Genomic DNA, 21,572 nt, shown 5'->3' with positions numbered 1-21,572 from the left:
CTATGCAAGAAGTTATCACAACACACAGCATGTCGTGGAAAACCGAACTTGCCGCGTTGGTGGCCTCAGCCAAGGATGAAACGGAATGCGTTGCGCTGGAAGCGTTTCAAAAAGCACTGACTCCTTATTTAGATACACCTGACTCACTTCGAACGTTGCTTGGGAAAATTCAAATGTTGGCGCCCGCTGCTGAAGCGCTTGATTTGAAAAGTAATTTCGCAAGCCTCGATGAATTAAAGAGTGCGATACCTGAACACTTTGAAATCATAGCAGCCTGATGCGTTAACGCAAAAATAACGGATGGACACTGTGCACACCCTTCCCTATTCAAACAAAAAGGTACTCTATATATTTGCTTCGGTGGGCGTGCTGATTGCGCTCTCCGAAGCGGTATACGACTTGGCATTTGCCAACCTGGCCTACACGTTGACGGGCTCAACCCTGTCCGTCATGACGACGTATGCAATAGGTTACAGCGCTGAAATACTGGTCACCCTGCTAGGGGCGGGGTTTATTGATCGATTTGATAAATGGAAGCTGTTCATCGCCACGCAGATCATAAATATCATTGTTTTTACGGTGGCTGTTACGACCCTTTCGACGCCAGGCAGTTCTGTCGAACAGGTATGGTTATTTGCTTTCCTGGTTGACCTCGTACATCAGTACGTCCGGCTTATCATGTTTTCCTTTATTCCTTTCCTCTTTTCAAGGGAGGAGATAATACGGGTCAATGGCTTTCTTGCAATTATCAACGGCGTCGCCAGAGCGGTAGGTCCTGCCATTGGTGCGCTGGTGATTTTCCAGGTCGGCTTGTCCATGGCTCTTACTGCCTCAATCGTCTTCATGATGGGCGCTTTGTTTCTTGCGCTCAGCCTGTGGTCAGTGGCCGCAGGCACGAGTGTTACCCGCCCAGATGTCGAGTCTTCATCATTCAAAGCGCGTTTCCAGGAAAGCGTGACCGGCGCTTCGATGGCAACCGTGAACCTCCTAAGGTCTTCGCAGTGGCGTAATTTCCTTGCCTCTTACTCTACCTGCGTTCTGGTGATAAGCGTGCTGGCGCTCTTATGGATTCCTTTTCTCCGAGATTTCCATGCGTTTTCTCCCGAGCAAACAGGTTATCTTTATGCGCTCGGAACAACTGGCGCAGTGCTGGGAGGATTTACGATGTCGTCTTTCCAGGACAAAAGCCTAATCACCACCATACTGTCCGCCCACGCGTTAATGTTCACCGGTATCGCAATGACCCTGTGGTTCCGAGGAAGTTTCTTATGGGTGGCTGTCGGTATGTTTCTATTCCAGTTTGGTACCACCGTATATTTTCGCAGTACGGCTAGCGCCATTCAGCTTACGTTACCCAAGGAGATCATTGGAAGCTGGTACGGCGCCATTGATTTCATGAGTCGTTTTGCAGGGCTGGTGGGCGTTATTCTGGCCGGTTGGTCATACGATTGGATCGGCGCGTACTGGGTGTATTCCGTGTTGTTGGGGCTCCTTGTCCTAAGCGGACTGGCATGGAAGGCAGGAAATCAGGTCGCCTGGTTGAGCCCTTCCTGAATGAGGCTCCCGGGTTGTTCGCTCTGTAACCGCACCCAGGCGACCAATCAAACCCCGCCCACAACCCCGACCCTTCTATCAACTGCCCGCCGGTGCAGCAGCGCTATCAGGCACAAGGCCGTTACCGACAGCCAGACGCTGACCAGCAGCACCGGTTGAGCGTTGTCGCCCGATACCCACTGCGACGCAAGCAGCGGCCCGAAGGCGCAGCCCAGCAATTGCATGCCGGGAATGAGCCCTGCGATGCGTCCCGAGGGATCGATTTGAAGCGCAATGCGTACCTGAAACGGCGTCAACATCAGGTAGATCAGGGCAAACAACGCGCACAGGCCCAGAAATACGTTAATCCCCTGATCGGCCGTTATGTACATGCCCAATGCAATCCCGGCCAGGAGAAACGCTGCGATGGCCAACATCGAGTAATCAGGCACCCTGCGTACCAGCAGAATGCCCAGGCAGCCGCCCAGCACCTGCATGAACAACATCGCGGACACCAGCAATTGCGCCGCATGAGCGCCCAGCCCCGCGTGGATGCCCAGCGGTTCCAGATACGCCCACAACCCGCCAACGGCCGAGAGCTGCATGAACACCAGCATCAGCAGCAGCACTTGCTTCAGGTTCCACCTGAAACCTGCTGTATCCGGCTGCCTGTCAGGCTGCCTGTCAGGCTGCTGCGGCAAGCGTCCAGGTAGCCAGACAACGAACAGTACCGAGCTTGCGGTCAGCATTCCCAGAAACACGAACCCTGCATGCACGCTACGATCAGGCAGTATCAGGTACGCAAGCGCGGCGGCCATCAGTGCCTGGGCTAGCGTCTGGACGACCATGAACACCCCTGCCACCCGGTCCGGCGCCGGCCCCTGAACGATAAGGCTGACGGCGCCCCATAACAGCAGGCCCTCGGCCAGCCCTGCCAGCGCACGTGCAGCGGTCAATGGCCCGTCGCCGGTGACATTGGCGGTGACCAGATCCATTCCGGCAGCGCACAGGATGGCGATGACTGTCAGCAGGCGCAGGTTGAGCACCGACCGCAGCAGGTCGCCCAGCACCACACCGAGCCCCAGCGCGACGATTTCACCCATCGCGACCAGCCCGACACCTTCCAGTGATACATGGTCTTGCGCCAGTAACTCGCCAAGAAGCAACGGTTGCAGCCCTACCATCAGCACCGCGACAGAGCCCAGTGCCAAGGCGGCACTCAGGTGCCTGCGAGTTACAGCGGACGACGTTTGCATGGCATGCGCCTCTTCGGAAGTTTCAGTAACCGCGGGTTTCGGGCGGAATCCGGCCTTCGGCAAAACACTGCGCCGCCCGCTTCTCGTCTTTCATCAGCCTTCCGTTGGCCACCAGCACCACCCACCAGGGCAGTAACGTAAGGTTCGTGCCGCATGCCTTGGCCAGCGTATAGGCCTTGGCGCATTTCTCGAACAACTCGGCATTGAGGACCATCCGCGCCCCTGTAGTGCCCATCACCACCGGGGTGCTGTCGATCACCGCAGCATTTCCCCCTCGCTTCAACAGGCGTACCAGCGTTTGTTCGGAACTGGCGGGCGTGGCCATATGGCCTATATGGCGTGCCTGCTCATCAAATAGAATCGGCAGGACTCCGCCAAAATCCACCAGGCTTTTGGCAAAGGCACCGCCGCCAAGCAGAACGGCGCCGACGTCAGCCCGGGCCCGGTAGATCGCCGCGTGCGTCTGGCCGTCGTCCGCTGCCGAGTCGTTGCAATCAACCACCTGCGGCGCCAGGTCATCGAGTTTGCCCAGCCACATGCTCTGTTCGCCCGGCAATCGCAACGAAACACTGCTGTGCGAGTCCACCTGGCCCATCAGGCGTTCACGCAGATCAAACCACTGCTGTCGAAGTGAATCGCGCATGCTGCTCACCTCACACCAGTTGAAAGACAGCGTCAAAGCGTTCGAGCGAGTCGTCGATGACATCGTCGGTGTCAGCCAGGCTGGTGTACAAACGGCTGCCGGCCAACGTGATCAGGCCGTGAGCGGTATACGCGGCACCCATCTCTTCCATCATGTGCTTGCGGGTCTTGGCTTCATTGCGCGCCCTGAGCAGCTTGAGCGGGTTGCCGGTATCGAGCAGCAGGACGCCGGACGTCTGCAGGTGAACAATGGAGCCCATGTTGTACGCCACATAGGGCAAGCCGCGCCTGTTGATGATCTCTTCCAGTCCTGCGCGCATGCGGTCGCCCGCCCTTCCCGCCAGCGCCGGCGCGTTCAGGCGGCGGGCTTCGACCAGTGCGTAATAGCCAGCGACGCATGACAACGGATTGGCCGACAGCGTACCGCCGACGAACGCCCGTCGCGAGGATGTGCCGATGCCACCGGCAAGCAGTTGCATTACGTCCCGGCGCCCGCCAATGGCACCCGCCATGGGGTAGCCCCCGGTCAGGCATTTGCCCAGTACCGTGATGTCCGGCATGACATTGAAGTAAGCCTGTGCGCCGCCCAGACCGGCGCGAAATCCGGTGACCACTTCGTCGAAGATCAGCAGGGCATCGAATTCGTTGCACAGCGCGCGCAGTTGTCGGTTGAAGTCGGCGTGCACCGGACGCGTACCGCTTTCCGGGCCAAAAGGTTCGACCATAATGGCTGCGGTGCCACCACGCAGACGATTGATTTGCAGCCTGCGGCGCAATGCATCGAGATTATTGGGCGGGCTTTCCTGAGTGTTCGCGGTGGCGCCTCGGGGGATCCCCACCGCCTCCATGCGCCCGGTGCCCGGCAAGCGCATGCCATAGACCAACTGGTCGCTCCAGCCGTGGTAGGCGCCGCCGATCTTGATCACCCATTTCTTGCGGGTATAGGCACGGGCCAGACGAACTGCGGCCATGACCGCTTCGGTGCCCGAGCCCAACAAGCGCAGCATGTCGACACCCGGCATCAATTCGCAGACCAGCTCAGCCAGTTTGACCTCGTATTCATGCAGCAAGCCGGTCACCGGCCCGCATTCGTCGAGAATCCGGTCAACCTGTTCGCGAATGGCCGGGTGATTGGAGCCCAGCAACGTCGGGCCACCTGCCTGCAGGAAGTCGGTGTAGCGATTGCCATCGACGTCGGTCAGGTGCGCACCGTGGGCCTGGGCGAAGGCCAGCGGGAACGGATAGTTGAACGCCAGGTTGTGTTGCACGCCCCCCGGTATGACCTTTTTGGCTGCCTCGGAAAGCCGCTTCGAGCCCTGGCAGCGCTCGTCGAAATAGCCCATGATTTTGTTCATCGCGTCGCGCTTGATCGGGCGAATCGGCTGTTTCACCAGCTCATCGAAGCGGCGATAGAGTGAATCGACATCGGGCCATTGCGACACGGCCGATGCGGGAATGTCAGGGATGTTGGCAGGATCGAGAGGTCTGTTCATGATTGAGTCTCTGAAAAAGTCTGAGGGCTGAGGGCGTGCGAGCCGGCACTGGTCAGGGCGTCGATCAGGCGTGCTATTGCAACGCGTGATTCGGGTTTGCCACGGCTGTTGGCTTTGATCTGGTTGAGAAGATGGTCACGACAGAATGTTTCCAGGTCTTCCAGGCGCTTCAGGGTGGTTTCTATGTCCGGGCCACAACACAGAACGCCGTGATTGCGCATCAGGTAGGCGTTCTGGTCAGGCCGGATGGTCTTCTCCAGCTTGCCCGCCAGCCAGCCGGAACCGGATGGTGCATAACCCACCAGCTGAATTCGCCGCCCCAGCGATTGCCATAGCGGCGGGTAAGGTACGTCCAGCGATTTGCCGAACAATGTGCAGGCGCTGGCCAGTGGCTGATGGGTATGAATGCTGCAATTGACGTCCGGGCGACTGCGCAGGACTTTCGCGTGCAGCTCGCTTTCAACCGAGGGCGAACGTTCGCCCGACAGCTGCTTGAGGTCCTTGAGTCGCAAGACGCAGACGTCCTCTGGCCGCATGCTGAAGTAGTCGGTGGCCGACGGAGTGACCGCGATGTGCAATGCGTCGATACGCAGCGCAAGGTTGCCGCCGGTTGCGGCAAAGAAGCCGCGGCGTGACAGATGCCGCGACAGGTCGACGATCTGCTGTTGAACATTGCTCATGGTGCCGTCTCCTGCGATGGGTTCAACCTGCGATAGAGCGGCGCCAGACGTTTGCGGACTTCCTTGAACGTGGCGAAGCGGTCGTCATACAGGTTTCGGGTTGATTCGGAGGGTTCGTACAGCCGATGCGGCCGTTGCAGGGCCGGCAGATCGTTGAACTGCAGTTTTTCGAGCGCTACTGCAGCAATGAAGGCCGCACCGCGTGCGTTGGTCTGAATCGGGTTATGCGGCTGCTGAATGACCCGCCCGCAGACATCGGCCATGATCTGGCACCACACATCCGATTGCGCTCCGCCCCCGGTGGCGACGATGACTCCGCGCGACTGGCCGATAAACTGCGAGAACGGTTCCAGCATCCAGCGCGTGTTGTGCGCGACGCCTTCCATGAAGGCCCGAATGATGTCTTCCCGCGAATGCTCCAGTTTCAGGTTGATCAGGCCGGCACGCAGGCTCGGATCACCTACCGGAGAGCGCTCGCCACACAGCCAGGGCGTGTAGATCAGCCCCCGCGAGCCCGGTGGAACTCGGGCGGCGATACGGTCCAGCAAGGCGTACACGTCCGGCTGCTGCTCATCGCTCAACAACTCGTCCGGGTGATACAGCACCTTGTCGCGCAGAAACGACAGATTGGCACCTGCAGCCGATTGCATGGCCATCGCCAGATACCGGCCCTTGACCGCACTGGGTACTGCAGCGATGTGATGGCGTACGCTGGATTTCTTGAACGGCACGTGAGCGCCGACCCACGAAGAGGTGCCCAGATAAAGATGCGGCGCGAAGTCGCGCACGGTGGCGCCAACGGCCACCGCCGAGGTGTCCACGGCACCCGCCACCACGGGTGTGGATCGAAGCAGCCCCAGGGCATCGGCAAGATCGGGCTTCAAGGTGCCGATGATTTCCGTCGAGCCCACCAGCTCAGGCAGTTTGCCTGCTTCAATACCCAGTGCCCTGATCAGGCTGGCGTCGTAACGGATGTGATGAGGATCGCGATTGTCGGTCACCCAGGCGGTCAGCATCGAATCACCTGTGGCGCAGAAACGCCCCGACAAGCGCATGTTCATGTAGTCGAGCACATTCAGAAACTTGTGCGTCTTGTCATACCTTGCCGGGTCGTGGTCAAGGATGTAGGCCATGTGCCCGGCCGAGTCCATGCCCGACAGTGACGCTACCCCGCCGGTCAGTCGCAGCGATTTCCAGAGTTTGAGCGGCCCGTAGCCGCCCAGATTGCACCAGCCTCCGCCCATGCGTTTTTTGATCGAGTCGGCGCCGCGTTTGTCCAGCCACAGCAGCGCCCGGCCAATCGCGGTCCCCTCGCGATCGACACAGACCGTGCCTTCGCTTTGCGTCGAGCAACACACAGCCACCACCTGCCGACGCCTGAGCGGGTCGGCTGCCAGCAATTCGTGGGCACCGAGCATAAACGCGTTCCACCAGTCCTCGGGTTCCTGCTCGGCACTCAGACCACTGACGTGCAGCGGTACGCCGTGAAACGCCCAGGCGCGGATGTCTCCCTCCATGGAGACCAGCGCGCACTTGCAGCCGGACGTTCCCAGGTCGATCGCGAGGACGAGTTGCTCCAGGCCGGTAGCCGCCTCAGGCGTCCGGGAAATGAAAAGCGAAGTCATAAAGGTCTACTCAGAATGTGCGGGAAATCGAAGCTACCCAGCGACTGCCGTCCGTGGTGCGCACATGTCCGTCGTCCTCGGCCATATACAGCTCGCGCGCCCTGGTCTTGGTCGTCACCCAGTCAAGCCCCCAGTCGAAGCCCCACCAGTGGTGGACCACACCTGCGCCATAATCGGCAAAGTCGGCTTCCGAGAAGTTTTCGATCTGTTGGTAGCCGGCGTGCAGCTTCAGATTGGTGTTGATGCCCAGCGCGTATTTGTAGTCGAGGTCATAGAGCATGCTGCCCCGGGAGTTGCGATCACCCTTGGCATAGCAATCGAGGCCTTTGGTCGGGTCATCGCGGAACTGCAATTGCGCGCCACACACCCCGCCGCTGTTGGCGCCCCGGTAGTTTTTCGAGAGGACCCGGGCGATTCGCCCTTCGAGCGCGCCGTAACCGATTTCAAGCACGGCGAACTGGCTGTTGTAATTGGTCGAGTGCTCTTCACCTGGCGTGAACGTCTCGAAATCGAACCGGTTCGGCGCCTTGAACTGAGCCCCGGGAAACATCTCGGCCGCAAGCCCGACGCCGTAGTGCCAGGCATCCGGATCGCCGAAGCGATAGCCGCCAGCCAGCAGTACACCCGCGCCGTCGCCATCAAGGAACTGTTTCTTGCTGACCGTGGTAAATTCGGCCAGCGCCACCAGGCCTGTTTCATGGGCGACCTGAATGGTCACTTTGGCCCCGGGGCGATTCAGCGAATCGGAAATCCCGCGGGTACGAATGTCCGAGCTGACCTTGGCGGTAACATCCACTGCGTAGCTCGACATTTCATCGGCGATGGCCAGCGTCGGGCCTGCTGCGGAGCACAGGGCTGCAGCCATTACATAACGGGTTGTATAAGTGCGCATGATTCTCTCCCACGCTAAAGTGCCGGATTTACGATTTGCAAACCGGGGCAGGAGGCAGTGTTGCGATTCGCTCGAATTGCTCTGTCTTGCCGAGAACTTCGGTGCCGACAAAAGCCCTTACATTGAGGCGTCCGTCCTTGACTCGAACGGCGCCCTTATATTTTTTCTGATCACGCGGGTCGTACACCCAGCCATCGCGCCAGGCGTCCTGGTCGTAGCGGGTCAGCTGCAGAATTTGTACGCCGCAATCACTCGACGTCGAGGCCGCATCCTTGACCCAGACAATCTGCCCGCAGATAGCGCCGGCCTTGTCTGCGCAGTCGTCAAGCCTGACCACCGCGTCCTTTTCCGCCGTCAGCCAAAGGCCCTTGGCCTCGAGCGGACCGGCAGCAGCATGAATGCCGGTGGAGCACATCAGAACCGAAGAGAGGAAAAGCCACTGCCGTACGTTCATAGCGTCACCTTTTTTATTTTTTGTTTTGACAGACCGTCACAATAACGACGCTTCAGTTATGATAGTCATCGCTACACGATAGTTATAGCTATCATTTTATCGTGCAGCAACTGTTTTTTGATCCTCATGCTGGCGCCCCACTTTTCTTGACAGGTATTTATGGCCAGGCTGAAAACCGAAATCCTTCCCGAGCAGATCGCCGGGAAAAGCGTTGAACGCAAGAAGCTGCCCGCGCAGCAGCGTGCTACCGAAACCTACGAACGCATCCTGGTCGCCACGGCAAATACCCTGTGCGAGGTCGGCATAGAGCGCTTGTCGACCAATCTGGTATGCGAACGGGCCGGCCTCACGCCGCCCGCGCTGTATCGCTATTTCCCCAACAAGTACGCGCTGCTGACGGTTTTGGGTGAGCGCCTGCTCGAAAAACAGAACGAGCGGATCGATCACTGGATCACTCCCGAGCTGATCGCAGGCACGCCGCAGGCGCTGGAAAAGGCACTCGCCGAGCTGATTCTGGATACCTACCGGGTCACTGACGCCACACTGGGTGGCATGTGGACGCTCAAGGCACTGCGGGCGGTTCCCGCGCTGGAGCATGTACGGCTCGACTCACACCGCAGGGTTTCCCAGGCCCAGGCGGCGATCATTGGCAGTGCTTTTCCAGACGCCGATCCCGAGCGCATCGCCATGGTTGCCCGCGTCGCGGTGGAAATGATTCACGCGACCATCGAGTTGTTGTTCGATGAACCGCTGGAGCCCGCGAAAACCTGCGCGATGGTGGCGGCGATGATCGTCAGTCATCTGGATCGCCTGGCGTCCGAACCCGCGCATGGCGAGCAATGAGTGGCATGCAGGTTGGCCGTTTGGACCACGTTAACCGGCCGGTTCGCCCCTCCATCGGCCGGTCAGGGTTCTATACGGTTACGTGAGCCAGGAAATACACACCACTGCTGACGCGTCTGCAGTTGCGGCAGATTCCATCTGCCGTCATGCAACCCCTATAAAAACCACGCAGCCACAGGAGCAGCGTCATGAATCAACCCGCCAGGGTTCCGCCAGCCACGACGTTCCACGCGGCCGGGCTAACCGAACTGTTCGAGGCACAGCAGGCTGCATTCCTCGCCCAGGGTGCGCCTTCCTTCGATCAACGAATCGCAGACCTCAATGCCGTTCTGCGTATGGTCAGCGATAATCAGGACAGGTTGCTCGAGGCGGTCAGCGCAGACTTCGGCAACCGCTCGTTCGACGAAACCCGGCTCGGTGAATTGATGCCGGTGGTCAACGGCATCAAGCACATCCGCGCGCACCTCAAGGCGTGGATGCGCCCCTCCCGGCGCAAGGCGGGTATTGCTTTCAGGCCCGCCACAGCCCGGGTGGTTTATCAGCCGCTGGGCGTCGTCGGCATTCTGGCCCCGTGGAACTATCCGCTGACGCTGACACTGGTGCCCTTGATAGAGGCGCTGGCTGCGGGTAACCGGGTAATGATCAAGCCTTCGGAACTGACACCCCGAACCTCCGAGCTGCTCAAGCAACTGCTGGGCGAAGCATTCCCGGCTGAACAGGTTGTCGTGGTCACTGGTGACGCCACGCTGGCGGGCCAGTTCAGTGAGCTGTCTTTCGACCATCTGCTGTTTACCGGCTCGACCCACGTAGGTCGCCAGGTCATGGCGGCGGCCGCACGTAATCTGACACCGGTCACACTGGAGCTGGGCGGCAAGTCTCCAGTGGTGGTGTGCGACGATTTTTCGATCGGTAAAGCCGCGCGGATGATCGCTATCGGCAAACTGTTCAACGCCGGCCAGACCTGCGTAGCACCTGACTATGTGCTCGTGCCGCGTGAACAGGTGGACAGCTTTGCCAGCGAGTGGCTGGCTGCAGCGAAAAAACTTTACCCGACCCTCGATGGCAATCCGGACTACACCTCGATCATCTCCCAGCGCCACTATGACCGGCTTATCGCGATGGCCAGCCAGGCCGTCGCGACGGGGGCCAAGGCATGGCAACACAATGCGCCTGCGACGGCGGGCGAACGCAAGATCGCACCGATGGCACTCACTCAGGTGTCCCTGCAAGCAGATGTCATGTGCGAAGAGATTTTCGGGCCGCTGCTACCGATCCTCGCGTATGAGTCACTGGATGAAGCCATCGCCTTTATCAACGCGCGCCCGGCACCGCTGGCCCTTTATTGCTTTTCCAACGATCAGACCTCTGTAGACCGGGTGCTGAACCGCACGCGGTCCGGCGGCGTGACCATCAATGGCACCATGCTGCACGCGACTCAGGATGACCTGCCTTTTGGCGGTGTCGGCGACAGTGGCACCGGGGCCTATCACGGCTACGAGGGCTTCGTTCGTCTGTCCCACGCCCGCGGGGTTCTCAAGCTCGGTCGTTTCAACATGTCCGACAAGGTCTCGGCACCTTATGGTCGGCTTACGCGCCTGGTGACCCGGTTCATGATCGGAAAATAGACGCATGCCAAATGTTATTTCCCCGCCATGTCGCGACTTTATGTGCACATGCGCGGGGATCTTTTTCACTCCCTACTTCCCGTCACAACATCAGGCGATACGAGCTGACACTGGTTCGCCCGACCGCTTTCTGCCCCCTCCTTGCCCACCGTCCGACCGATAACCATCACTCTTTCTGATAGTGAAGTATTTAGGTAACCTCAGGACGATAGTCTTTGCTGTACTTCACTGGCGGTGCTCTAGCGAGCATCTAACGCTGATTTCGTGCCGGAAACGCCAACGCCCAAGTTGATGTGACTGCGCCATGCTTACAGCGTCTACACCCTTGTCAGCAGTTTTAAATTCATGGATGACTACATGCCTAACACACTACTTCCGCAGATTGGCAGGGCCATAGCCAGCATCGGTAGCGGGAATTTTTCCAGTATGTTCCACAAACTGATCGACACTCAGCTTGCGGTAGATGCCACGCACCTCTCCTCCCTGCCACAGCCCTGGCAAACACCACCTGCCGCTGCACTAACGGTCTTTAACGAGACCGTGACGTCATCACGGGGCACGCTGTTGCTCAGTGACTCGATTCATCTTTACCCTGATCAGGCCTCGGAAAGCTTTAGCTGTAAAATAACGGTATTTCGGGCGCTTCCCGCGCACGAATTTTCAGAAAAGGAACGCCGGCAACTAGGCGATATTTCTCCTCTGCTGTTTTCGATACTTGAAAAACATGTCAATGCCCTGCAATCGGCAATGCCCGGCATCGAGCCTAAAAAGCCGGAAAGCATTGAAAAGCGCTTTCAGGAACGACTGCGCGAAACAGGACTGACGTTATCCGAACGCGAAACCCAGGTGTGCCTGGGACTGCTCGCCGGCCATACTGCACTTGAGCAGGCCGAGCGGCTCGCACTCAAGGTCAATACCGTGGGCAGTTACCAGCGCCGCGCGGCGATCAAGCTGGGCATCAGCGGTCGCAATTCACTGATGCGCTGGATGTATGGCTCATCAGCGGGCGTTTTTTCAACCTGCTGACCGCCAGTCGATGTAAAGGACGGGGCGATATCGATCGCCCCTCCCGGATCCGCCCTCACTGCCTCCGATGCCAGACCTTCTTGCGCTTGCAATGGCTCATGCCCCATATCCCCCGGTTCATTGCGTTTCCCCCACACCCACTGCCAACCCGTCATACCACCAGGCCGCCAGGCTATAGACGTCCGGCGCTTTCAGGACGCTGAAGTGGTTGCCCGGCCCGTGCCAGAGTGAAAGCTGCGGCAGCAAGTGCTGCCATTCGCTTGCGCAAGCGGCATGCTCAAGTTGATTGTCCAGCGCATCCAGTTGCGGATCATTCACCAATACCAGACTCGCCCTGCCGCTGTAGCCTCCCGGCTCAGGTCGATAGACCGTGCGCAAGGCGCTGGCAAACGTGCGGACAATGCCTTGCAGAGCCTGTGCCGCCAGACGTGGCGGCAATAACCCGACGCGCACCATGGCCTGCTGAAGCAGGTGCATTTGCGTGACCGTATTGCTGTCGGCAAACGTCAGCGGGTCGAGCTCGAGGCTTCTTCCGCTGGACAACTGCAGCGCCTCGATCAGGCGTTCCAGCACGGCGGTGGCAGTATAAGGTTTGCCGTCCAGGCCCTCGCCGCCGGGTGCTTCGCTGTCGATCAGGGTCAACGAGACAACCTCGCGGCCACGGGCCTGCAGCTTGACCGCCATGGCGTGCGCTGCCCAGCCGCCGAACGAATGCCCGACCAGATGCAGCGGGCCTTTCGGATACAGCGCTTCGATGGCCTGCACGTGGCTCTGCGCTGCCGCTTCCACCCGACTGTGCGGAACACTGCGACCGTCCAGGCCACGCGGTTGCAGGCCGTGGATCGGCCAGTCCGGCCCCAACGCCTCGGCCAAGCCAATGAAACTGGTGACGCTGTCACCGGCGCCCGGTACGCAAAACACTGGCGCATGCCCGTCACGCCCGCTCTGGATGGCCAGCAGCGACTGATGAGCCGGTGCCGGCGGTGGCGTGGCAGGCACGCTGTGCAACGCCTGACCGATGTTCAGACCGAGCACGGCCACATACGGTGCCTGCATCATCGTCATGTGGTCCCCCGGGACATCGACGCACTGCAGTTGATTTCTGGAGAGAATCTCACCCCAGCCCAGGGTCGAACTGCTTCCGACCGGCGCCATTGGACGCTGTTCGGCGCGGAACAGGTGAATTGGCAGGCTGAGCGGCTCCAGCTGGTAATGCGCCAGAGCCTGACCGTGCGCCACTTCCCGGTCCAGGTAATGGTGCAATTGCTGATCGCTCGCCAGCGCGAGTTCCTCGTACAACAGGCCTTCGTCATGGCACAGTTGCAACAGCGTCGCGAAGTCCGGCAGCGACGCTTGCTCGCTCAATGAGTTCAGACGCGCCAACTTCGCAGCGCCCTCACCCGCCTGGGCTTGCCAGTGCGCAGTGCAATGCGAGAGCAATTGCCGCTCGAGCAAGTCAGGTCCCTGCCAGCGCGCCTTGCCCTGATCGGTCAGGCGTGGCACATAGCTGTCGATCAGGCCGAGGAATGTCACGGCCTCGTCCATGCCCAGCAGTTGAGTGGCCACTTCGTAGGCCAGAACCCCGCCAAACGACCAGCCGGCCAACCGATACGGGCCGCGCGGCTGGACCTGACGAATGCGCTCCACCATCCGCGCAGCCAGGCACTCCATGGTGCGTAATTGCTGCTGCCCAAGGCCAATGCCCGGCAAGCCGTAAATCGGGAAGTCGCCTTGCAGATGTTGCCCAAGCACAGGGAAATAAGCATCCAGCCCGGTGAAATCGTGCAGCAGAAACAACGGTGACTCGCTGCCACCGGCGCGCACTGTGATCACCTCCCGAACCTCGTCCGGCGATACTGGACGCTGATCGAGCAATCCGGCCAGCGCTGCAACGCTAGGGTGCTGGAACAGCTCGGCCAGCGTCAGTGACACGCCTGCCTTTTGCAACAGGCTGACCAGACGGATGGCCGACAGCGAATGTCCGCCCAGTTCGAAGAAGCTGTCGTGCCTGCCGATTTTCCCGACTTCAAGAACCTCGGCCCACACGTCCGCCAAACGCTCTTCCAGAGCCGTTGAAGGCGCTTGGTAGGCGAGGTTTGCCAGTGCGTTCAGGTCCGGCGCAGGCAATGCCTTGCGGTCGACCTTGCCGTTCTGGGTCAATGGCAGCGCATCGAGACCTACAAACACCGCAGGCACCATGTATTCCGGGAGTTGCCCCAGCAGATGCGCACGCAAGGCGGCACTGTCGAGTGACGCGTCACGACGGGTGAAGTAACCCACCAGACGCAACGTGCCATCGTCCAGACGCTGGGTGGTCACCACCGCTTCGCCAACGCCCGGGCATTGCGCCAGGTGCTGTTCGATCTCGCCTGGCTCGATACGCACACCACGAATCTTCACCTGATCATCGTTGCGGCCCAGGTATTCAAGCGTCCCGTCGGACAGCCAGCGCACCAGATCGCCGGAGCGATACATCCGCGCACCGGGCCTGTCGCTGAACGGATCGTCGAGGAAGCGCTCTGCGGTCAGGTCCGCACGGTTCAGATAGCCGCGAGCCACGCCTGCGCCACCGATGTACAACTCACCGGGCACCCCGAGTGGCAGTGGCTGACCACGCGAATCCAGTACGTACAGTCGGGCATGGGAAACCGGCTTGCCGATGTGCAACACCTTGCCTGGCTGCATCCGGCCAGAGCTGGCCACCACCGTGGTCTCGGTCGGGCCGTAGTTGTTGACCACGGCAAAACCGGGATCACGGTTGAAATGGCGCAAGCGATCACCGCCAATCAACAGCGTTTGCAACGTCGGGTGGTGTAATTCACGGCTGAAGGCGTATTCGGCCACCGGGGTCGGCAGAAACGCCACCTGCAGCGGCTGGGCCAGCCACCAGTCGAGCAGCACATCGAGCTGTTCGTTGCCAATCTCCGCAGGCGGCAGGTGCAGCATCGCACCGGCACACAGCGCAGGCCAGACTTCCCAGGCCATGGCGTCGAAACCGAACCCGGCAACGCTGGCGGTATGACTGCCGGCCCGCAGGTTGAAGGCTTCACAGTGCCAATCCACCAGATTGTTCAGCGTGCGGTGCTCGACCATCACGCCCTTGGGCAGCCCGGTGGACCCCGAGGTGTAAATCACGTAAGCCAGATGTTGCGTAGTCATTTCCGGCACGGACGGGTTGTCGGTGCGCTGTGACCAGTCCGGGCGATCAAGCGCGATCACCGGCACCTGCAGTTCGGGCAGACGCGTCAGCAGGTCGAATTGCGCCAACACCACCACGGGTTCGCTGTTCTCCAGCAGGTAGCTGATGCGTTCATCCGGGTGGCCCGGATCGACCGGTACGTAGCTCGCCCCGGCTTTCAGCACTGCCAGCAGACCGGCCAGGGTCTCCAGACCGCGCCGCGCGACCACCGCCACCCGGTCGTCAGGACGTACGCCCAGTCCGATCAGATGATGGGCCAATGCGTTGGCACGGGCATTCAACTCGGCGTAGCTCAAATGCTGGTCGCCCGCCTGAGCGGCCAGTGCGTTCGGCTGATCAAACGCCTGCTGTTCGATACGTAGATGAACCGGCAGCGGGCACTCCGCCGTAAGGCGATCGGCATTGAAGCCATCGAGCAGTTCGCTTCGCTCGGTGCCGGGCAGAATATTCAGTGCTTGAATCGGCTCGGACGGCGCCTGCTCGAGGGCGTTGACCAATCCCTCCACGGCGCAGAAAAGATACGCGCAAATACGTCGGGCATCGATGCCTGTCGAGGTTAGCGCAGTCAGGTCGAACGCTTCGCCCAGATCATCGACACTGAGCGTCAACGGATAGCTGCTGCGCTCGCCAGACTGCAACAGCTCGATGCCCTGCCAGGCCTTGCCGGCAGCCTCGTTTGCCTCACCGGGCGCCGCACTGTGGCGGTAATTCAACAGCGCACTGAACAACGGTACGCCCGCAGGCAAGGCGCTGCAACGCTGAGCGATTGCCAGAGAAGCCTGTTCGTGGGCAAGCAATCCAGTCAGGCGGCGGTGGGTCTGGGACAGCGCATCGCGTGCCGTCTGATCGGCCAGGTCGATGCGCAGCGGCAAGGTGTTGATGAACACCCCGAGTGTGCGTTCGGCACCCTCGCTGCCGTTCAAGCGACCCAGCAGTACGGTGCCGAACACCACGCTGTCACGCCCGGACAGGCGGCCCAGTACCTGCGCCCAGGCCAGGTGCATCAGGCTGGCAGGGCTGACACCCAGCTGCCGCACCTGATAGCGTAAACGCCTGCTCAGGTCCGCATCCAGACGCAGTCGGGCCTCGCCTGCAACCTCCGGCCCCGGCAACCAGGTCTGAGCATACGCCAGGGTTGGCTCATCCAGATCGCCCAATTGCTCGCGGAAGAACGCTTCATGCGCATCGTCACCCGCCCCCAGCAAGGTCTGCGCGATGTAGTTGCGGTAAGGCACTGGCGCAGGCAGTTGCGCTGCCTGATCGAGCAGTACCGCCTGCAATTCCTGGCTCAGCAGGTCCAGGGCAACGTGGTCCATGATCAAGTGATGGAACAGCAGGACCGCGACGATACGCCCGTTGTCCGGGTCATCGGCGTGAATCAGCCGCAGCAGCGGTGCACGTACAAGTTCCAGCGGCTCGGGATTATCCAGCGCCGCCAGCGGCACCTCGATCACCGGCAGATCGGCATGTCGCCAGACCACTTGCACAGGCGTTCCCAAGCCTTCCCAGCACAGTGAAGTGCGCAACACGTCGTTACGGGCGATGACCTGTTGCAGCGCCTGGCTGAAGGCCTCCAGTCGCGAGCGGTTGGCAAAGGCGAAGCGTGCCTGCAAGCGATAGGGATCATCCTCGGCGGCGGACAGGTAGTGATAGAAAATACCTGCCTGCAGAGGCCCCAGCGGGTAGATGTCCTGAATATTGCTCGCACCGCCGGTCACGCTGGCGACGACGCGATCGATCCCTGCCTGATCCAGTTTCACCAGCGGCAACAGGTCCGGGGTGATTGACGTGCAATCCGCACCGATCAGGTTGGCCGGAATCTTCACCTGAGCGCCGCTGCCGACGGCACGCGCCAGGGCGGCCAGGGTCGGCTGGGCAAACAACACGCGGATATCGGCATCCATGCCACGGCGACGCATACGTGCGATCAAAGTAACAGCGAGCAGCGAATGGCCGCCGAGTTCGAAGAAGTGATCGGTGCGCCCTACTTGCTCGACTTGCAGCAAATCGCTCCAGATGTCGGCCAGGGCCATTTCCAGCTCGCCTTGCGGCGGCGCGTATTCACGTCCTGGCAATGCGTCGCGATCCGGCATCGGCAAGGCACGTCGATCGACCTTGCCGTTGGCGGTCAATGGCCAGGCATCGAGGCGCACGAACGCACTCGGCACCATGTAGCCCGGGAGACGGTCCAGCATGTCGGCACGCAGACTGGCGATATCAAGCACCGGGCGCGGGCCTTGCTCAATGAAGTACGCCACCAGACGTGACTGTCCAGGTTCGTCCTCGCGCGCCACCACCATCGATTCCTCGATACCCGGCAACGAGGTCAGTTGCGCCTCGATTTCGCCCAGTTCGATGCGCATACCGCGGATTTTTACCTGATCGTCGTTACGCCCCAGATAGTCCAGCGTGCCGTCGGCATTCCAGCGTGCCAGATCGCCGGTGCGGTACATGCGCGCCTGCGGGTTATCGCAGAACGGGTCACTGAGGAAGCGTTCGGCAGTGAGTTGCGGCTGATTCAGATAGCCGCGCGCCACGCCTTCACCGCCGATGTACAGCTCGCCGGCAACACCGGTCGGCACCAGTTGCTGCTGCTCATCCAGCAGGTACACACGGGTGTTGGCGATCGGCTTGCCGATGTCGAGGCTGCCGTCAGGCAACAAACGACCGGAAGTGGCAACCACTGTGGTTTCGGTCGGGCCATAGTTGTTGATCACGGCAAAACCCGGATCGCGGTGGAACTGCCGCAGGCGGTCGCCACCGATCAGCAGCGTGTGCAGCGTCGGGTGATAGAGCTCGCGGCTGAACGCATATTCGGCCACCGGTGTCGGCAGAAACGCCACGTGCAGCGGCTGCGCCAGCCACCAGTCGAGCAGCAGGTCGAGCTGTTCATTGCTGATCTCGGCGGGCGGGATGTGCAGCGTTGCCCCCGCACACAGGGCCGGCCAGACTTCCCAGGCCATCGCGTCAAAACCGAAGCCGGCCACAGTGGCCGTATGGCTGCCGGCGTGCAAAGCGAACGCCTGGCAATGCCAGTGGACGAGATTGGCCAGCGTGCGATGTTCGACCATCACGCCTTTCGGTTGTCCGGTCGAGCCGGAGGTGTAAATCACATACGCCAGATCGCCGGGCGTCAGCCCAGACACCAGCGGATTTGCCGGTTGCTCAGGCCATTGAGGTCGATCAAGCGCCAGCAGCGGCACCGTCAGTGCAGGCAGGCGCGCCATGAACGCCTGTTCAGCGAGCACCACCACTGGCGCGCTGTCGGTCAGCAGATAGTTTATGCGCTCATCGGGGTGCGCCGGATCCACCGGCACATAGCAGGCACCGGACTTGAGCACGGCCAGCAGACTCACCAGCGTGTCCAGCCCACGGCAAGCGACGACCGCGACGCGATCATCCGGGCGCACGCCCAGGCTGATCAAATGATGGGCAAGGCTGTTGGCCTGACGGTTCATCTGCGCGTAGTTCAGTGACTGCTCGCCGACCCTGGCGGCAACGGCTTCAGGCATGTCGTCGGCGCGTGCTTCTATCAGGGCATGAATGGTCTGACCTTTCGGCAGGCTCACCGCGCTGGCGTTAAAAGTGTCGAGCAGATACTCGCGCTCCTGCAGGCCCACCAGCGGTATATCAGCGAGCACCATCTGGTGGTTATTCACCAGCGTGCGCAGCAACTGTTCGAAATAGCCGCAATAGCGCTGCACCGTTGCCTCGTCGAACAGCGCAGTGGCGTAGTCCAGCGTACCGAACAAGGCATCACCCTGTTCGCCGAGGTTGAGCGACAGATCGAACTTGGAGACCTGACTCTGCTGTTCGACCGTCGCCAGCGACAGCCCGTCCATCTCCGGTAAGGTAGTTTCCCCGGCCAGCCAGTTGAGCGTTGTCTGGAACAGTGGGCCATGGGCCAGGCTGCGTGTCGGGCGGACGATTTCCACCACCTGCTCGAACGGCAGGTCCTGATGGTCCTGAGCCTCCAGGACTCGCGTCCTGACCTGTGCCAGCAGAGCATCACCGGTGGTTGCCGATGCTGTGTCGATGCGTATGGCCAGCGTGTTGACGAACAGGCCGATCAGCCCTTCCAGCTCGGCACGACCACGACCCGCGATCGGGCTGCCGACCACCACCTCGGCCTGACCGGAAAGACGCGCCAGCAGTGCGCCCCACGCAGTCAGCAAGGTCATGTACAGCGTAACGCCTTGCCGTTGTGCCAGCGCACGCAGGCCGGCAGTCAGTTGCCCATCCAGCCGTACGTTGAGGCTGGCACCGGCGAAATCCTGCTGCGCCGGACGCGGCCGGTCGGCAGGCAGGGTCAGCAGTGTTGGTGCGCCTTCCAGCGCCTGCCGCCAATAAGCAGCCTGGTGTTGCAGACGTTCACCGCTCATCCAGCCCTGCTGCCAGACCGCATAGTCGGCGTACTGGATGCTCAGCGCTGGCAGCGGATCGGCCTCGCCGCGACGCAGCGCCGGATACAACGCAAGCAGTTCGCGGGTCAGAACGCCCATCGACCAGCCATCGGAGACGATGTGGTGTACGGTCAGCAACAACACATGCCGCTCGTCGTCCATCTGCAGCAGACAGCCACGGATCAGCGGCCCCCGCGTCAGATCGAACGCAGCGGTGGCCTCCGCTGCGACGCGTTCGGCCAGGGTTTGCGGGTTTTGACGCAGGTCTTCGATGTGCAGGAACGACATGGCTGTCGGAGCTGTGAACACGACTTCAGCCCCCTCCTCGCGGGCAATGAAGCGGCTGCGCAGGGTTTCGTGGCGCTCGACGATCCGCCCGAGCGCGGCTGTCAACGCTGCCACATCCAGCGATCCTTGCAGACTGAGGGCCAGCGGGATGTTGTAAGCCTGATTGCCGCCCTCCATTTGTGCCAGAAACCACAAACGCTGCTGGGCAAACGACAGCGGTAGCGACTGATCACGCGGCGCAGGCAGGATCAGTGACAGTTCACTGCGTCCCGTACCGGCCAGCGCACTGGCCACGGCTGCCAGTTCGCCTAGCGCGAAGAGTTCGCCCAATGGCAATTCCATGCCCATCTGCTGACGCACCTGCGACACCATGCGCATGGCCAGCAGGGAGTGCCCGCCCAGATCGAAAAAGTGATCGTGGCGACCGACCCGCTCGAGCTGCAGAACTTCAGCCCATATCTGTGCCAGAGCGATTTCAATCTCGCCCTGCGGTGGCTCGTAGGCCAGCCCCAACAGCGACGAGTGATCCGGTTTGGGCAGCGCACGGCTGTCCAGCTTGCCGTTGGCGGTCAACGGCAGAACGGTCAGCTCGACAAAGGCCCCAGGCACCATGTATTCCGGCAGGTTAGCCTGCAGGTGAGCACGCATTTGCTCCGGTGCAGGCGCCTCGGCGTCCAGCCGGCTGGTGAAGTAGGCAACCAGGCGCACATTCCCCGGCTCATCCTCGCGCGCCACAACCACAGCCTCCCTGATGCCCGGCAACTGGTGCAGGCAATTGACGATCTCGCCCAGTTCGATACGGAAACCGCGGATTTTCACTTGGTCATCGTTGCGTCCCAGACATTCCAGCTGGCCGTCCTCCAGCCAGCGGCCCAGATCGCCAGTGCGGTACATCATCGCGCCGGGCTGATCGCTGAACGGGTCGGCGATAAACTTCTCTGCGGTCAGGTCCGGGCGATTCAGATAACCCAGCGCCACACCGTCGCCACCAATGTAAAGCTCGCCAATCGCCCCCAACGGTGTCAGGTGCTGATGAGCGTCGAGCACGTAGACCGTCGTGTTGCCGATAGGCCTGCCAATCGGTACCGACTCGGCGTGATCGGCCAGTGCTCTTACATCACTGGCTGTAGCGAAGGTAGTCGTTTCAGTGGGGCCGTACGCGTTCAACAGGTGCAGGCCCGGAGCCTGGGCAAGCAGCGTGCGGAAGCTCGCCGGATCGGCGCGTTCACCGCCGGAAAGCAACAGCCGAAGACCGCTGAGGGCCTCGGGGATCAGTTGCACGTACTGGTTGAACAGCGCGCTGGTCAGAAACAGCACACTGACATTGCCCTGACGCAGGGCTGCGCTGAAACGCGTCGGGTCGATCAGCGTGGTGTGCTCGATCACCAACAGCTGTCCACCGTTGAGCAAGGCACCCCAGACTTCCATGGTGCTGGCATCGAACGCCGGGTTGGAGGCAAAGGCGATGCTGTCCTGTTCGTTGAAGTCGGCATAACCGTTGTTCAACACCAACCTGGCAATGCCGCGATGGGCCACACGGACGCCTTTCGGGGCCCCCGTCGAGCCGGAGGTATACATGACGTAAGCCGCTGTGTCGGATGTCTGAGGCAGGC

General features: G+C 61.0%; 13 protein-coding genes (1 of these 13 only partly in view). 5 read left to right on the top strand and 8 right to left on the bottom strand.

Features of this window, described 5'->3' with window-relative positions; all coding sequences use genetic code 11:
- Positions 1–2: 2 nt before the first annotated feature.
- A complete protein-coding gene (locus GE543_RS01000) occupies positions 3–278 on the top strand; it encodes a hypothetical protein (protein ID WP_010412379.1) in 276 nt (91 codons plus the stop codon).
- Between the two features lie 22 nt (positions 279–300).
- The gene (locus GE543_RS00995; RefSeq protein ID WP_024661777.1) at positions 301–1,554 is read left to right on the top strand and encodes an MFS transporter; all 1,254 of its coding nucleotides are present in this window, start codon (positions 301–303) and stop codon (positions 1,552–1,554) included.
- Between the two features lie 47 nt (positions 1,555–1,601).
- Here the strand turns inward: GE543_RS00995 and GE543_RS00990 are convergent, their stop codons facing one another.
- From GE543_RS00990 to GE543_RS00960, 7 genes are read right to left on the bottom strand one after another with little or no spacing between them, the layout of a single operon-like run.
- On the bottom strand, positions 1,602–2,789 hold the full coding sequence (locus GE543_RS00990; RefSeq protein ID WP_153220231.1) for an MFS transporter: 1,188 nt from the start codon (positions 2,787–2,789) through the stop codon (positions 1,602–1,604).
- Between the two features lie 22 nt (positions 2,790–2,811).
- Positions 2,812–3,432: a hypothetical protein gene (locus GE543_RS00985; RefSeq protein ID WP_153220229.1), complete on the bottom strand. Its 621-nt coding sequence runs from the start codon at positions 3,430–3,432 to the stop codon at positions 2,812–2,814.
- Positions 3,433–3,442: 10 nt separating this feature from the next.
- A complete protein-coding gene (locus tag GE543_RS00980; protein ID WP_153220227.1) occupies positions 3,443–4,924 on the bottom strand; it encodes an aspartate aminotransferase family protein in 1,482 nt (493 codons plus the stop codon).
- On the bottom strand, positions 4,921–5,604 hold the full coding sequence (locus GE543_RS00975) for a class II aldolase/adducin family protein (protein ID WP_003416683.1): 684 nt from the start codon (positions 5,602–5,604) through the stop codon (positions 4,921–4,923). The genes GE543_RS00980 and GE543_RS00975 overlap by 4 nt, the downstream gene beginning before the upstream one ends.
- Complete coding sequence (locus GE543_RS00970) at positions 5,601–7,229, bottom strand: FGGY-family carbohydrate kinase (protein WP_046235579.1); 1,629 nt, start codon at positions 7,227–7,229, stop codon at positions 5,601–5,603. Before GE543_RS00970 ends, GE543_RS00975 begins: the two co-directional genes overlap by 4 nt.
- A 10-nt stretch (positions 7,230–7,239) precedes the next feature.
- Positions 7,240–8,121 carry a TorF family putative porin gene (locus tag GE543_RS00965; RefSeq protein ID WP_024682888.1) on the bottom strand — a complete coding sequence of 294 codons (882 nt, stop codon included), beginning with the start codon at positions 8,119–8,121 and terminating at the stop codon, positions 7,240–7,242.
- Between the two features lie 28 nt (positions 8,122–8,149).
- On the bottom strand, positions 8,150–8,575 hold the full coding sequence (locus GE543_RS00960; RefSeq protein ID WP_003416677.1) for a DUF2147 domain-containing protein: 426 nt from the start codon (positions 8,573–8,575) through the stop codon (positions 8,150–8,152).
- 159 nt (positions 8,576–8,734) lie between these two features.
- On the opposite strand from GE543_RS00960, the gene GE543_RS00955 reads away from it, so the two are divergent.
- From GE543_RS00955 to GE543_RS00945, 3 genes are all read left to right on the top strand, one after another.
- Positions 8,735–9,418, top strand: a complete 684-nt coding sequence (locus tag GE543_RS00955; RefSeq protein WP_003410462.1) for a TetR/AcrR family transcriptional regulator — start codon at positions 8,735–8,737, stop codon at positions 9,416–9,418.
- Positions 9,419–9,606: 188 nt separating this feature from the next.
- On the top strand, positions 9,607–11,043 hold the full coding sequence (locus GE543_RS00950) for a coniferyl aldehyde dehydrogenase (protein WP_153220225.1): 1,437 nt from the start codon (positions 9,607–9,609) through the stop codon (positions 11,041–11,043).
- Between the two features lie 357 nt (positions 11,044–11,400).
- On the top strand, positions 11,401–12,069 hold the full coding sequence (locus GE543_RS00945) for a LuxR C-terminal-related transcriptional regulator (RefSeq protein WP_032698894.1): 669 nt from the start codon (positions 11,401–11,403) through the stop codon (positions 12,067–12,069).
- A 117-nt stretch (positions 12,070–12,186) separates the two neighbouring features.
- On the opposite strand, the gene GE543_RS00940 is transcribed toward GE543_RS00945, so the two are convergent.
- A protein-coding gene (locus GE543_RS00940; protein ID WP_371927062.1) for an amino acid adenylation domain-containing protein crosses the window boundary here: on the bottom strand, positions 12,187–21,572 show its 3' portion. Its footprint extends 8,395 nt past the window's final position; 9,386 of the gene's 17,781 nt are visible here — the last part of the coding sequence; its start codon lies off the right edge, out of view; the stop codon is at positions 12,187–12,189.

The organism is Pseudomonas sp. SZ57, from assembly GCF_009495975.1.
Classification (GTDB): domain Bacteria; phylum Pseudomonadota; class Gammaproteobacteria; order Pseudomonadales; family Pseudomonadaceae; genus Aquipseudomonas; species Aquipseudomonas syringae.
This window is presented reverse-complemented; position numbering and strand designations above follow the sequence as displayed.